Source organism: Protaetiibacter intestinalis, assembly GCF_003627075.1.
In the GTDB taxonomy this organism is placed as follows: domain Bacteria; phylum Actinomycetota; class Actinomycetes; order Actinomycetales; family Microbacteriaceae; genus Homoserinibacter; species Homoserinibacter intestinalis.
The window spans coordinates 73208-87144 of sequence record NZ_CP032630.1 but is presented as its reverse complement, the minus strand read 5'-3'; the positions used below and the strand labels follow the sequence as shown (position 1 = coordinate 87144).

General features: G+C 72.5%; 17 protein-coding genes. 14 read left to right on the top strand and 3 right to left on the bottom strand.

Annotated elements, in window-relative coordinates; translation table 11 throughout:
- The first annotated feature begins 6 nt into the window (after positions 1 to 6).
- Positions 7 to 732 carry a DUF1990 family protein gene (locus tag D7I47_RS00450; RefSeq protein ID WP_227000736.1) on the top strand — a complete coding sequence of 242 codons (726 nt, stop codon included), beginning with the start codon at positions 7 to 9 and terminating at the stop codon, positions 730 to 732.
- Positions 733 to 774: 42 nt separating this feature from the next.
- Entirely contained in the window at positions 775 to 1998 is a 1224-nt protein-coding gene (gene hemW / locus D7I47_RS00445; protein WP_120761220.1) for a radical SAM family heme chaperone HemW, read from the top strand.
- On the opposite strand, the gene D7I47_RS00440 is transcribed toward hemW, so the two are convergent.
- Positions 1991 to 2383 (bottom strand): DUF4870 domain-containing protein, encoded by a 393-nt coding sequence (locus D7I47_RS00440; protein WP_120761219.1) that lies wholly within the window; start codon positions 2381 to 2383, stop codon positions 1991 to 1993. The genes hemW and D7I47_RS00440 overlap by 8 nt on opposite strands.
- Before the next feature lie 61 nt (positions 2384 to 2444).
- Positions 2445 to 2855, bottom strand: coding sequence for a DUF4870 domain-containing protein (locus tag D7I47_RS00435; protein ID WP_120761218.1), 411 nt, complete (start codon positions 2853 to 2855; stop codon positions 2445 to 2447).
- Between the two features lie 185 nt (positions 2856 to 3040).
- Between D7I47_RS00435 and hrcA the strand changes: the two genes are divergently transcribed.
- From hrcA to D7I47_RS14645, 5 genes are all read left to right on the top strand, one after another.
- Positions 3041 to 4069 carry a heat-inducible transcriptional repressor HrcA gene (gene hrcA, locus D7I47_RS00430; protein ID WP_120761217.1) on the top strand — a complete coding sequence of 343 codons (1029 nt, stop codon included), beginning with the start codon at positions 3041 to 3043 and terminating at the stop codon, positions 4067 to 4069.
- A 10-nt stretch (positions 4070 to 4079) separates the two neighbouring features.
- A complete protein-coding gene (gene dnaJ, locus D7I47_RS00425; protein ID WP_120761216.1) occupies positions 4080 to 5174 on the top strand; it encodes a molecular chaperone DnaJ in 1095 nt (364 codons plus the stop codon).
- 185 nt (positions 5175 to 5359) lie between these two features.
- Complete coding sequence (locus D7I47_RS00420) at positions 5360 to 6085, top strand: 16S rRNA (uracil(1498)-N(3))-methyltransferase (RefSeq protein ID WP_120761215.1); 726 nt, start codon at positions 5360 to 5362, stop codon at positions 6083 to 6085.
- Between the two features lie 64 nt (positions 6086 to 6149).
- The gene (locus tag D7I47_RS14650) at positions 6150 to 6413 is read left to right on the top strand and encodes a hypothetical protein (protein WP_157981542.1); all 264 of its coding nucleotides are present in this window, start codon (positions 6150 to 6152) and stop codon (positions 6411 to 6413) included.
- Entirely contained in the window at positions 6410 to 6790 is a 381-nt protein-coding gene (locus D7I47_RS14645) for a type II toxin-antitoxin system VapC family toxin (RefSeq protein ID WP_157981540.1), read from the top strand. The genes D7I47_RS14650 and D7I47_RS14645 overlap by 4 nt, the downstream gene beginning before the upstream one ends.
- On the opposite strand, the gene D7I47_RS00410 is transcribed toward D7I47_RS14645, so the two are convergent.
- Positions 6787 to 7818, bottom strand: a complete 1032-nt coding sequence (locus D7I47_RS00410; RefSeq protein ID WP_170154350.1) for a VanZ family protein — start codon at positions 7816 to 7818, stop codon at positions 6787 to 6789. The two genes, D7I47_RS14645 and D7I47_RS00410, sit on opposite strands and share 4 nt — an antisense overlap.
- A gap of 46 nt (positions 7819 to 7864) precedes the next feature.
- Here D7I47_RS00410 and D7I47_RS00405 point away from each other — a divergent pair, with 46 nt between their 5' ends.
- The 7 genes from D7I47_RS00405 to D7I47_RS00375 all read left to right on the top strand — a co-directional run bounded on the left by D7I47_RS00405 (position 7865) and on the right by D7I47_RS00375 (position 13922).
- Positions 7865 to 8212, top strand: coding sequence for a histidine triad nucleotide-binding protein (locus tag D7I47_RS00405; RefSeq protein ID WP_120761212.1), 348 nt, complete (start codon positions 7865 to 7867; stop codon positions 8210 to 8212).
- Between the two features lie 58 nt (positions 8213 to 8270).
- On the top strand, positions 8271 to 9257 hold the full coding sequence (locus D7I47_RS00400) for a PhoH family protein (RefSeq protein WP_120763739.1): 987 nt from the start codon (positions 8271 to 8273) through the stop codon (positions 9255 to 9257).
- Positions 9258 to 9259: 2 nt separating this feature from the next.
- Positions 9260 to 9721: an rRNA maturation RNase YbeY gene (gene ybeY, locus D7I47_RS00395; RefSeq protein WP_120761211.1), complete on the top strand. Its 462-nt coding sequence runs from the start codon at positions 9260 to 9262 to the stop codon at positions 9719 to 9721.
- Positions 9722 to 9727: 6 nt separating this feature from the next.
- Positions 9728 to 11029, top strand: coding sequence for a hemolysin family protein (locus D7I47_RS00390; RefSeq protein ID WP_120761210.1), 1302 nt, complete (start codon positions 9728 to 9730; stop codon positions 11027 to 11029).
- Positions 11026 to 11922, top strand: a complete 897-nt coding sequence (gene era, locus D7I47_RS00385) for a GTPase Era (RefSeq protein WP_120761209.1) — start codon at positions 11026 to 11028, stop codon at positions 11920 to 11922. Before D7I47_RS00390 ends, era begins: the two co-directional genes overlap by 4 nt.
- Positions 11923 to 11997: 75 nt before the next feature.
- Positions 11998 to 13263, top strand: coding sequence for a sensor histidine kinase (locus tag D7I47_RS00380; protein WP_120761208.1), 1266 nt, complete (start codon positions 11998 to 12000; stop codon positions 13261 to 13263).
- Positions 13260 to 13922, top strand: coding sequence for a response regulator (locus tag D7I47_RS00375; RefSeq protein ID WP_120761207.1), 663 nt, complete (start codon positions 13260 to 13262; stop codon positions 13920 to 13922). Before D7I47_RS00380 ends, D7I47_RS00375 begins: the two co-directional genes overlap by 4 nt.
- Positions 13923 to 13937: the final 15 nt, after the last annotated feature.

The following is a 13937-nucleotide window of genomic DNA, read 5'->3' as shown; positions in this document are numbered from 1 at the left end:
CGGGGGGTGACCACCGCGTCCGCGCCCCCCGGCGACGCTCCCCGACGGTCGACGGCCCCCGCCGCGACCGCCGCAGGCGACCCCGCCGAGCTGTGGCGGATCCCCGTCACCTACGGGGCGGTCGGCGCGACCCAGGCGCCCGACCTGCTGCAGTATCCGCCCCACGGCTACCGGCCGATCGAGCGCACCGTGCGCATCGGGCACGGCCCCGACCGCTGGGAGTACGCGTGGATGCGCGTCATGAGCTGGGGTGTGCAGCGCGGCGCGGGCTTCCACGTGACACCGGTCGAGTCGCCGCCCGCCGCGACCGACGCGAGCTACACCCCCGTCGCCTTCGACGCCGCGGGCAACCCGGTCGCCCCCGCGACGGTGGGCGCGGGCGGCGAGACGCTCTACACGCCGGAGGGCGACGCGATCGTGCGTGCCGGCGACACGGGGATGCTGCGCGCGCCGTTCTGGCCGAAGGAGTTCCCCGTGCGGGTCGTCTACGTCGTCGACGAGCCCACCCGCCGCGGTGCGGCCTTCGGCACGCTGCCCGGGCATCCGCTCGCCGGCGAGGAGCTGTTCGTGGTGGAGCGCCGCGACGACGAGTCGGTGTGGTTCACCGTGCGCATCTTCTCGCGCCCGGCGAGCGGCTTCTGGAGGGCGGTGCTGCCGGCCCTGCGCCTCGTGCAGGCCATGCTCGTGCGGCGCTACCTGCACGAGCTGGCCGGCCCCCTGCCCACCCCCTGACGGCCGGCGGCGACGCGGCCGGTGCCGGGGGAGAATGGGGGGATGCCGTCCGCCCTCCCGATCGCCGACCCGGCGCCCGCCGACGGGGCGCTGCCGGCATCCGCCGCCGAGGGCTCGGCGGGGCGCGACCTCGGCGTGTACCTGCACGTGCCGTTCTGCCGCGTGCGCTGCGGCTACTGCGACTTCAACACCTACACGGCCTCCGAGATCCGCGGCGTGAAGCAGTCCGACTACGCCGGTCAGGCGGTCGCCGAGCTCGACCTCGCGCGCGGGGTGCTCGCGGATGCCGGGGTCGCCGCGCGCCCCGTGTCGACCGTGTTCTTCGGCGGCGGCACCCCGACCCTGCTGCCGCCCGGCGACCTCATCCGGATGCTCGACGGCGTGCGCGGGGCCTGGGGGCTCGCCGACGGGGCCGAGGTCACGACCGAGGCGAACCCCGACTCGGTCACCGAGGCGGGCCTCGCCGAGCTCGCCGCCGCGGGCTTCACCCGGGTGAGCTTCGGCATGCAGTCGGCCGTGCCGCACGTGCTGCGCACCCTCGAGCGCACCCACGACCCGGCGCGCATCCCGCTCGTCGTGCGCTGGGCGCGCGAGGCGGGGCTCGACGTGAGCCTCGACCTCATCTACGGCGCCCCCGGCGAGAGCCTCGACGACTGGCGGCGCTCGCTCGAGCTCGCCGTCGCCCAGCAGCCCGACCACCTCTCGGCCTACGCGCTCATCGTCGAGCCCGGCACCAAGCTCGCCCGGCAGATCTCGCGCGGCGAGGTCGCCCAGCCGGACGACGAGCTGCAGGCCGAGCAGTACGAGCTCGCCGACGATCTGCTCGCGGATGCCGGCTACGCCTGGTACGAGGTCAGCAACTGGGCACGCGGCGACGCCCACCGCTCACGGCACAACCTCGCCTACTGGACCGGCCAGGACTGGTGGGGCGTCGGTCCGGGCGCCCACAGCCACGTCGGCGGCGTGCGCTGGTGGAACGTCAAGCACCCCGCCGCCTACGCGCAGCGCCTCGCCGAGGGGGTCTCGCCCGCGGCCGGACGCGAGACGCTCGACGCCGAGACGCGGCGCGTCGAGGACGTGCTGCTGCGCAGCCGCATCGTCGACGGCCTGCCGACCGAGCTGCTCACGGCATCCGGGCGCGCCGGGATCCCGGGGCTCATCGCCGACGGCCTGCTCGACGGACGGGCGGCGATCGCCGGTCGCGTCGTGCTCACCCGCCGCGGCAGGCTGCTCGCGGATGCCGTGGTGCGGGCCCTGCTCAGCTGACGAAGCGGATCGCCACCGGGTAGAGGTAGTACTCGCCCTTGTTGGCCTTGACCGCCGCGATGATGCCGAGCACGATCGCGAGCACGGCCGCCGCGATGACGATCACGAAGCCGATGCCGGCGATGAGCGTGAGCACGCCCGCGGCGTAGGCGATGAGCAGCGTCAGCTGGAAGTTCAGCTCGGTGGCGGTGTGCGAGCGCACGAAGGGGCCGCGGTCGCGGAGCACGAGGTAGGCGATGAGCGCGAGGAGCCACCCGACGCCGCTGCCGCTCAGCACGAGCGCGCCCACGTGGGTGAGCGTCGACCAGAGCCTCTCGTCGGCGGGGCTCATCGGCTGGGGAGCCTGCTGGTACGCGTCTGCGGGAGGGGGAGGTGTCGCGGTCATGTCGCCATTAAAGCAAGTGCGCCGGACCCGAGGGTCCGGCGCACCGTGCGCGTGCGGTCGACTACTTGATGAGTCGCAGTGCGAAGGGGTAGCGGTAGCTGCCGCCGCCGTTGACCTTCACGAAGCCGAGGATCGAGAAGACGATGTTGACGACCCAGAGCAGGAACGGGAGCCAGCTGAAGAGGCCCGCGATCGCCCAGGCGCCCGAGAAGGCGAGCGCCGCGGAGATGATCGTCGACAGGATGATCAGCACGACCCAGCCGATCACGAAGGTGATCTGCCAGTTCAGAGCCTCCTTGCCCTCGACGCTGGTCTTCGGGCCGCGCTCCTTGAAGACGAGCCAGATGATGAGGGCGGGCAGTGGGCCGAGGATGCCGCCGAGGTGGGCGAACGACGCCCACTGCTTGTCCTCCGCCTCGGTGAGCGGCGCCGCAGGCTGAGGCTGCGGAGCGGGCTGAGCGGGATCGGTCATGGTGGTGGTGCCTTTCTGTCGGTGAGCACGCTGAGGGGAGCACCCACACGCTACTGCGCCCGGTTCCGCGCGTGCAACGACCCGCCGAGGCGCCCGCGCGGTAGTATTGGCAGTCACGTACCCGGAGTGCCAGAGTCCGCACCGGCGCAGGGGATGGGTCCGATTCCTGCGGAAGGGTGGTGCTCATGGTCTCGGAGCGCAGTCTCGCCGTCCTGCGGGTCATCGTGCAGGACTACGTCTCCACGAGCGAACCCGTCGGGTCGAAGTCGATCGTCGACCGCCACTCCTTCGGCGTGTCGTCGGCCACCATCCGCAACGACATGGCGCAGCTCGAGGAGGACGGCCTCATCGCCGCGCCGCACACCTCGTCCGGACGCGTGCCGACCGACAAGGGCTACCGCGTGTTCGTCGACCAGCTCACCGAGCTGCGCCCGCTCAGCACCGCCCAGCGCACCGCGATCGAGAAGTTCCTCGGCGAGACGGGCGACCTCGACGAGGTGCTCGGCCGCACGGTCCGCCTGCTCTCCCAGCTCACGAGCACGGTCGCGCTCGCGCAGTACCCCTCCTTCGGCACCGCCCGCGTGCGGCACATCGAGCTCGTCGCCCTCGCGCCGAACCGCGTCATGACGGTGCTCATCACCGACACGGGGCGCGTCGAGCAGCACACCTCGGAGTCCGCCGCGGGCGGCGACCCCGAGCTGCTCGGGCGCCTGCGCGAGCTCGTCAACGCCCAGCTCGACGGCAAGGCGCTCGCGGATGCCGCCGCCGCGCTCCGCGGCATCCCGGAGCTCGTCGACCCCGCCGACCGCCCCGCCGCCGCCCCGCTCATCGCGGCGCTCTCCGAACAGGTGGCCGCCACCCGCCACGACCGGCTCGTGATGGCCGGAGCTGCGAACCTGGCCCGCACCGAACGCGACTTCACGGGATCCATCTACCCCGTGCTCGAGGCGATCGAGGAGCAGGTGACGATCCTGCGGCTGTTCGGCGAGATGACCCCGGACGACACGGGCGTCTCGGCGCGCATCGGCCGCGAGAACGACGACTTCGGGCTCGGCCAGACGAGCGTGCTCTCGAGCGGCTACGCGGCGCCCGGCGGTGCGGTCGCGCGTCTCGGCGTGCTCGGCCCCACCCGCATGGACTACTCGGGCAACATGGCGGCGGTCCGCGCGGTCGCCCGGTACCTGTCGCGCCTGCTCGGCGACGACGAGCAATGAAGAGGAAACGGTGACAGATCACTACGAGGTCCTGGGGGTGGAGCGCACCGCGTCGCCCGAGGAGATCAAGAAGGCCTACCGCAAGCTCGCGCGCGAGCTGCACCCGGACGTGAACCCGTCCGACGAGGCCGCCGAGCGCTTCAAGCTCGTCACCCACGCCTACGACGTGCTGAGCGATCCGGAGCAGCGCGAACGCTACGACCTGGGCGGCGCGGGCGGCATGGGCGGCGGCTTCGGCTTCGGCGACATCTTCGACAGCTTCTTCGGCGCGGCGCAGGGCCGCACGGCCGGACCCCGCTCGCGCACCGAACGCGGTCAGGATGCGCTGCTGCGCATCGAGATCGACCTCGACGAGGTGATCTTCGGCACCAAGCACGAGATCGAGATCGACACGGCTGTGCTGTGCGAGGCGTGCAAGGGCTCGTGCTGCTCGCCCGGCACCTCGATGGCCACGTGCGACATCTGCCGCGGCACGGGCCAGATCCAGCGCTCGGTGCGCTCGCTGCTCGGCAACGTCATGACCTCGAGCCCCTGCGGCACCTGCCGCGGCTACGGCACCATCATCCCGAGCCCGTGCACGACGTGCGCCGGCCAGGGCCGGGTGCGCGCCAAGCGCAAGGTCGCGGTCGACGTGCCGGCCGGTGTCGACACCGGGATGCGCCTGCACCTGCCCGCCGAGGGCGAGGCGGGCCCCGCGGGCGGCCCCAACGGCGACCTCTACCTCGAGGTCAAGGTGCGCCACCACGACATCTTCAGCCGCTCGGGCGACGACCTGCTCGCGACCCTCGAGGTGCAGATGACGGATGCCGTGCTCGGAGCCGAGGTCACGCTCGCCGCGCTCGACGGCGACGTGAAGATCGAGATCAAGCCGGGCACGCAGTCCGCCGACATCGTCACCGTCAAGGAGCGCGGCATCACGCGCCTGCGCGGCGGCGGTCGCGGCGACCTCAAGGTGGGCGTGCACGTGCAGACCCCCGTGCGCCTCAACTCGAGCGAGCTCGACCTCATCAAGCAGTTCGCCTCGAAGCGGCCGCCCGCGAAGCCGCAGTTCTCGAAGTTCCAGCAGGGCCTGTTCGCGAAGCTGCGCGACCGCTTCCTCGGCTGAGCGCCGCGTCCCGTCTCGAGGAGTCGGACTCCCGTTTCAAGGAGTCGGCCCACCCATCTCAAGGAGTTCGCGCGGCGAGGGCGCCTCATCCGCCACATCGGGCAACACCTGTCCCACCGGATCCTTGAGATGGGACGCTCGAGTCCTTGGAACGGGATGACCGCACCCGTGCGAGAGTGGAGCCCGTGGCGCACCTGTACCTGACCCCGGAGCTCGCGGATGCGCGCGTCGGCGCGCGCGTCGAGGTGACGGGGGAGGAGGCGCGCCACGCCCTGCAGGTGTCGCGCATCCGTCCGGGTGAGCGGATCGCGGTGGGCGACGGGCGCGGCACGATCGTGCACGGGGTGGTCGCCGAGGCGGAGGCCGGGGTGCTCGCGGTCGTCGTGGACGAGGTGACGCACGAGCCCGCCCCGCGCCCCGCCCTGTGGCTCGCGCAGGCGCTCGCGAAGGGCGACCGCGACGAGCTCGCCGTCCAGGCGGCGACGGAGCTCGGCGTCGCGGGCGTCATCCCCTGGGCGGCCGAGCGCTCGGTGACCCGGTGGGAGGGCGCCAAGGTCGCGCGGAACCAGGAACGCTGGGCCACGATCGTGCGCGAGGCGAGCAAGCAGGCCATCCGCCCGTGGGTTCCGGAGGTCGCGCCGCTCGCGACGACCGCGCAGCTCGCCCGGCTGCCGGGGCTCGTGGTCGTGCTCGAGCCGACCGCCGACGCGCCGCTCACGGGACTCGACCTCGGCGGCGCCGACCGCGTCACCCTCGTCGTCGGGCCCGAGGGTGGCGTCGCCCCGCGCGAGCTCGACCGCCTCGCCGATGCCGGCGCCGTGCTCGCACGCCTCGGCACCGAGGTGCTGCGCACCTCGACCGCCGGCCCCGCCGCCCTCGCGGTGCTCAACGCGCACCTCGGCCGCTGGTGAGGTCGCTCGTCGCGGACGCCACCCGAGGTGTACCACCGCGCGATCGGGGTGGTACACTCTCGGTATGCCGACCTCCCTCCCGCGCATCCAGGTGACCCGGACCCCGCGTGTGGATCAGGCTCTCGAACTCGCGGCGGCGGAGTGGCCCGGGGTTCCGCGCGCCGAGCTCGTCACGCGGCTGCTCGAGGAGGGGGCGGCGTCGCTGAGTGCGACCGGCACGGCGCGCCGGGCCCAGCGTCGCGCCGCGCTCGAGCAGACGCGGGGCTCGCTCGCGGCCGTGTTCCCGCCCGGATACCTCGAGGAGCTCCGCGAGGACTGGCCGGCGTGATCGTCCTCGACGCGAGCGTGCTCATCGCGCATCTCGCGGGCGACGACGCCCACGCCGACGCCGCCTTCGCGATCCTCGACACCGAGGAGGAGCTCGCCATCCATCCGATGACCCTCGCGGAGTGCCTCGTGGGCCCCGTCGCGGCGGGGCGCGAGAAGGAGGCACTCGCGGCACTGGGCCGCCTCGGCATCGAGCGACACCACCCGAGCGCCGACGAGCCGCTGACGCTCGCGCGGCTGCGCGCCGCACACCGCCTCCGTCTTCCCGACTGCTGCGTGCTCGCTGCCGCCGAGGCGAGCGGCGCGACCCTCGCCACCTTCGACACGCGGCTCGGCGAAGTCGCCCGGGCGCGCGGGGTCCCGGTGGCGGGCGTCTAGGACGACCGGGCGGGCGATGCGCCGCCCACGCGCACCCGCATCCCGGAGGCGAGGCCCGCGAGGCCGCGGTGGCCGTCCGTGCGCCACGCGAGGACGAGCGTGACGACCGCGAACGCCGCGGCGAGGATGCCGCCCACAACCGGGATCGCCCCGAGCAGCACGAAGCCGCCGATGCCGGCGAGGTAGCGCACCGCGCGCCAGAGGGCGACGGGGCGGCGACCGTCGACGCCTTCGAGGCGCACGGCGGACTCGCCGGGCGTCGTGCCGGTCGCGACGACGAGCAGCGCCACGGCGAGGAAGGCGACCGCGGTGCCCACGGCGTCCGAGATCGCCGGGTCGAACGACTCCCGCGGCCGGTTCAGCCCGTACAACTGCAGCGCGTTCACGCCGATCGTCACGACGAACTCGACGCCGAGCACGACGAGCGCGTCGCACAGCATCCCGAGCAGCCGGCGCGGCAGTGTGATGCGGTCGCCGTGCGCGGGCATCGGCGCCGTGCGGCCGCGGAAGAACAGCAGCCCGAGCAGTGAGCCGAGGATCGCGCCGCTCGTGTTGGTGACGAGGTCGCCCGTGTCGAAGAAGCGATAGGCGCAGGGATAGAGGCCCCACACGCCCGTCAGCTGGGTCAGCTCGATGCCGAGCGAGAAGGCGAACCCCGTGACGCCCGCGACGATCCAGCCCCGCCGCCACAGCGCGCGCACGAGCACGCCCCACGGCACGAAGAGCGCCACGTTGAGCAGCAGCTGCTGGGCCGCGCCCGCCCCGCCCGCACCGAACACGTCGCGGAATCCCTCGAGCGGGTCGAGGATCACGCCGACGCAGTTCACGGCGCCCGGGTCCGGCAGCGGCAGCAGCGTGTAGGCCCAGAGTCCCAGCACCCACACGAGCAGGGCGGTCCAGGCGAGCGTGCGGCCGGCGGTGAGCCCGCCGCGACGCCGGTAGCTGATCGCCACGAACGGCACGATGAGCACGACGGCGAGCGCGGCACCCGCGACGAGGGCGATGATGCCCGGCAGCACCCGGTCCATTCCCCCATCCAAGCAGCCCGGCGCGTCGCATCCGTAGAATGGGGGCATGCCGGATGCCCCCACGATCTTCGAGCGGATCATCGCGCGCGAGATCCCCGCCGACATCCTCTACGAGGACGACACGGTGATCGCGGTGCGCGACATCGCCCCGCAGGCGCCCGTGCACCTGCTCGTGGTGCCGAAGACGGCCGCCTACCCGGACGTCGCCTCGCTCGCGGATGCCGACCCGGCGCTGCTCGCGCACGTCGTCGAGGTGGCGAAGCGGCTCGCCGCGGAGCACTCGGACGGCGACTACCGCCTCGTGTTCAACACCGGCGCGGGCGCCGGGCAGACGATCTTCCACGTGCACGCGCACGTGCTCGCAGGCGGACTCGCGGAAGGCACCCTTGGCTGACGGCATCCCGACCGGCGCCGAGCGCGGCACAGCCTCGCTCGACGTCGACGGCGTCGCCATGGTGCGCCTCCTCGGCCCCCAGGACCGCCTGCTGACGACCCTCGAGCACCAGTACCCCGAGGTGCAGGTTCTCGTGCGCGGCAACCAGGTGACCCTCGAGGGCCCGGCCGCGCAGGTGGATGCCGCCCGTCGCCTCGTCGAGGAGCTGGTCGAGCTCGTGCGCAAGGGCGTCGATCTCGGCCCCGGCGAGGTCACCACCTCGCGCCGCATCCTCGACTCGGGCGGGGCGCCCGCGGAGGTGCTCAGCCAGGCGATCCTCACGGCGCGCGGCAAGGCCATCCGTCCGAAGACCCTCGGCCAGAAGGCCTACGTCGACGCGATCGACGAGAACACCATCACCTTCGGCATCGGCCCCGCCGGAACCGGCAAGACCTACCTCGCCATGGCGAAGGCCGTGCAGGCGCTGCAGCGCAAGGAGGTCGACCGCATCATCCTGAGCCGGCCGGCGATCGAGGCGGGGGAGCGACTCGGCTTCCTGCCGGGCACCCTGACCGACAAGATCGACCCGTACCTGCGCCCGCTCTACGACGCGCTCAACGAGATGATGGATCCGGAGCTCGTGCCGAAGCTGCTCGCGGCCGGCACCGTCGAGGTCGCCCCGCTCGCCTACATGCGCGGGCGCACCCTCAACAACGCCTTCGTCGTGCTCGACGAGGCGCAGAACACGAGCCCCGAGCAGATGAAGATGTTCCTCACGCGTCTCGGCTTCGGTACCAAGATGGTCGTCACGGGCGACATCACCCAGGTCGACCTGCCGACGGGAGCCTCGGGCCTGCGGCTCGTGACGCGCGTGCTCGGCGGCATCGACGACATCCACTTCGCGACCCTCACGAGCGAGGACGTCGTGCGGCACTCGCTCGTGGGCCGCATCGTCGACGCCTACACGGAGTACGACGCCAAGAAGCAGGCACGCGACCACGAGCGTCGCGAGGCCGCCGAGTTCGCCAACCGCGCCGAGCGGCGCAAGGGCATGAGGAAGAGCTGACGATGTCGATCGAGATCAACAACGAGTCGGGTGTCGCCGTCGACGAGGCCGCCCTCGTGCGGCTGTCGGCGTTCGCGCTCGACTTCCTGCACGTGCACCCGGATGCCGACCTCGCGATCGTGCTCGTCGACGAGGCCGCGATGGAGCAGCTGCACGTGCAGTGGATGGACGAGCCGGGCCCGACCGACGTGCTGAGCTTCCCGATGGACGAACTGCGCCCCGGCTCCGAGGACGAGCTGACCCCGGCCGGCCTGCTCGGCGACATCGTGCTGTGCCCGCAGGTCGCCATCGAGCAGGCGAAGACCGCCGGCCACTCCACCCAGGACGAGCTCCAGCTGCTCACGGCCCACGGCATCCTGCACCTGCTGGGCTTCGACCACGCCGAGCCCGACGAGGAGAAGGAGATGTTCGGCCTGCAGCGCGACATCCTCGTCGGCTACGCCCACGCCCAGCGACGACGGTAGGCGCGGATGATCGGCGTGTTCATCGCGGCGGCGGTCGTCGCCGTCGCCTTCGGCGGTCTGCTGGCCGCGGTGGATGCCGCGCTCTCGGTGCTCTCGCGCACCGACCTCGTCGACCTCGCCGCCCACCACCGGGCCCGGCGCTCGCTGCTGGCGATCTCGGCAGACATCGGCGCGCACGTCAACGCCGTCAACTTCATGCGCGTCGTGTCGGAGTCGTTCGCCGCGGTGCTCGTGACGCTCGTCTTCGCCGAGGTGTTCGTCGAGTGGTGGTGGGTGCTGCTCGCCGCCGCCCTCGTCATGACCGGCACCTCCTTCGTGCTCGTGGGTTCGAGCCCGCGCAGTGTCGGTCGCGCGCACGCGAAGGGCATCGTCGCCTTCTCGGCGCTCATCGTGCGGGCCGTGCGGGTGCTGCTCGGGCCGATCGCCGACGGGCTCGTGGCCCTCGGCAACCGGGTGACGCCCGGCCGCCCGAAGACGGCCGTCACCTTCTCGAGCGAGGAGCAGCTGCTCTCGATGGTCGACGAGGCGACCGAGCTCGAGGTGCTCGAGGAGGACGACCGCGAGCTCATCCACTCGATCTTCGCGTGGGGCGACACGGTCGTGCGCGAGGTCATGGTGCCGCGCACCGACATGGTCACGGTCGACGCGGATGCCACGATCGGCGCCGCGCTCGGCCAGTTCTTCCGCACGGGCGTCTCGCGCATCCCCGTCGTCGGCAAGGACTCCGACGAGGTGCTCGGGGTGCTGTACCTGCGCGACGTGGCGCGGATCAGCCACGAGCAGCCGCTGGACGCATCGTCCATCTCGGCCAAGGAGCTCGCGCGCCCCGCCGCGTTCGTCCCGGAGTCGAAGAAGGCCGACGACACGCTGCGGCAGATGCAGCTCGATTCGACGCATCTCGCGATGGTGGTCGACGAGTACGGCGGCATCGCCGGGCTCGTGACCCTGGAGGATCTCATCGAGGAGCTCGTCGGCGACATCTCCGACGAATACGACCGCGACACCGACGACGTCGTCGAACTGTCGGAGGGCCTGTACCGGGTGAGCGCGAAGCTCCCGACCGACGAGCTCGGCGACCTGTTCGGGATCGAGCTCGAGGACGACGACGTCGACTCGGTCGGCGGTCTGCTCACCAAGACGCTGGGGCGTCTGCCGGTGCCGGGGTCGACCGCGACCGTGTCGGGGCTCGTGTTGACGGCCGAGCGCACCGAGGGGCGCCGCAAGCACCTCTCGACCGTGCTCGTGGAGCGGGATGCGAGCCTCATCGACGCGCAGGAGGCGTTCGCGGGCACGGAGGAGGACCGATGACCGAGCAGGAGTTCCGAGCCGGGTTCGCGACCTTCGTGGGGCGCCCGAACGTCGGCAAGTCGACGCTCACCAACGCGCTCGTCGGCGAGAAGGTGGCGATCACCTCGCCGAAGCCGCAGACGACGCGTTCCGCGATCCGCGGCATCGTGCACACGCGCGACGGCCAGCTCGTGATCGTCGACACCCCCGGCATCCACCGGCCCCGCACGCTGCTGGGGGAGCGGCTGAACGCCGTCGTCACCTCGATCCTCGGCGACGTCGACGTCATCGGCTTCTGCCTGCCCGCCGACGAGAAGATCGGGCCGGGCGACCGCTTCATCAACGAGCAGCTCGACCACTTCCCGCGGGCGAAGAAGGTCGCCATCGTCACCAAGATCGACGCCGTGTCGCGGCCCGCGGTCGCCGAGCAGCTGCTCGCGATCAGCGAGCTGCGCGACTGGGAGGCGATCGTGCCCGTCTCGGCGACGAGCCGCATCCAGCTCGACACCCTGCTCACCCAGCTGATGGGGCTGCTGCCGGAGTCGCCGGCGCTCTACCCCGACGACGCGATCACCGACGAGACGCTCGAGCACCGCATCGCCGAGCTCATCCGCGAGGCGGCCCTCGACGGAGTCTCGGACGAGCTGCCGCACTCGCTCGCGGTGACGATCGACGACATCGTCGAGCGCGACGACAAGGAGCTCGTCGAGGTGTACGCGAACCTGTGGGTCGAGCGCGACAGCCAGAAGGGCATCGTCATCGGCAAGGGCGGCGCCCGGCTGCAGGAGGTGGGCGCCCGCGCCCGCGCCGGCATCGAGCCGCTCGTCGGCAGCCAGGTGTACCTCAACCTGCGCGTCAAGGTGGCACCCAACTGGCAGCGCGACCCCAAGCACCTCTCCCGTCTCGGCTTCTGACCGCGCCTACATCGCGCGGATGATTTCGTCCGCCGGATGCGGTGGCCGGCCGGGGTGCCGCGTACCGTGAGGGGCATGTTCCGGAGGCTCACGACGACGCAGCTCGTCGTCGACCTGCTCATCGCGGTGGGCTTCCTGGGGCTGTGCGCGCTGTTCTCCTGGCTGTACTACCCGTACCAGGTGGGCCTCGGCGAGCTGTTCGTGCCGACCGGCCTCGCGGGCGCGCTCGCCCTGCGCCGCAAGTCGCCCGGCCTCGCCCTCGGCCTCGCGTGGACGATCGCGACCCTGCAGATGGTCGCGGGCATCGACCCCGGCGTGGCCGACGTCGCCGTGTTCCCCATCGTGTACTCGGCGGCCGCCTACGGCAGCTCGCTCGTGCGCTGGCTGTCGCTCGTCTCGGCGCTCGTCGCGCCCGTCACGATCACCCTCTACGTGCTGCTCACGCAGGGCTTCAGCGAGCTGAGCATGTGCCTGCGGTTCCAGTACGAGTACTGCGCGAGCTACGTGCCCGAGCTGGCGCAGCGCGGCGCGGGCTGGTTCATCGCCTTCGCCTTCGCGTTCCTGCTCGCCTGGTCCATCGGGCAGCTCGTCCGCACCCGCATCCGGGCCGGGGAGAGCCGGGCGGCGGCGATCGCCGCCGAGCAGGAGGTGGCCGCCGAGCAGGAGCGCACGCGCATCGCACGCGACATGCACGACGTGGTGGCGCATTCGCTCGCTGTCGTCGTGGCCCAGGCCGACGGTGCACGCTACGCGGCGCGCGCGGATCCGGCCGCCGCCGAGGAGGCGCTGCGCACGATCGCCTCGACCGCGCGGGAGGCGCTCGGCGAGGTGCGCGTGCTGCTCGCCCAGCTGCGCTACCAGCAGGAGGACGGACCGCAGCCCACCCTCGGCGACCTCGATCGGCTGATCGAGCAGCTGCGCGCATCCGGACTGCAGATCGCCCGCGAGGACACCGGCACGCCGCTCGTGCTCGGGGCCAACCAGCAGCTCGCCGTCTACCGCATCGTGCAGGAGTCGCTCACGAACGCCCTGCGGCACGCCGACGTCGGTCACGAGGTCGCGGTGCGCTTCGGCTGGACTTCGCACGGGCTCGAGGTCGCGGTGGTCAGCCGGATGCCGGAGGTGAAGCCGCGCACGGGCATGATCCCCGTCGGTGCGGCGGCCGTCGGTCACGGCATCGCCGGCATGACCGAGCGCGCCGCCCTCACGGGCGGCTGGCTGCGCGCCGGCATCGACGGCGACCGCTTCGTCGTCACCGCGTGGCTGCCGTACGCGCCGACCGCCCCGCAGCCGCCCGTCGCACCCACCACCCCCGTCTCCCTGGAGGACCTGCCCCGATGACCATCCGTGTCGCCCTCGTCGACGACCAGGCGCTGTTCCGCACCGGCATCCGGATGCTCGTGGGCTCCCAGCCGGACCTCGAGTTCGCGGGGGAGGCCGGCGACGGGCTCGAGGGGGTCGCGCTCGTCGCGCGCAGTCAGCCGGACGTCGTGCTCATGGACATCCGGATGCCCGTCATGGACGGCATCGAGGCGACCGAGCGGATCATCTCCGCCTCGACCGCCGCGGGGCGCGAGACCCCGCGCGTCATCGTGCTCACGACCTTCGACCTCGACGAGGCGGCGACCCGCGCCATCCGGGCGGGGGCGAGCGGCTTCCTCCTGAAGGACGCCGACCCCGAGTTCCTGCTCGCCGCCATCCGCACCGTGCACGCGGGCACCGCGGTGCTCGCCCCCTCGGCGACGCGCGAGCTGTTCGAGCACTTCGACTCGCGCGGGGCCACCGTCGCGGTTCCGGAAGAGTTCGAGCAGCTGACCGCCCGCGAGCGCGACATCTTCCTGCTCGCCGGCCGCGGCCTCAGCAACTCCGAGATCGCCACGACCGAGTACGTCTCGGAGGCGACCGTGAAGACCCACATCTCGCGCATCCTCGCGAAGCTGGGCCTCCGCGACCGCGTGCAGCTCGTCGTCTACGCCTTCGAGCACCGCCTCGTCGACTGACCCCTTCTGGTCAAA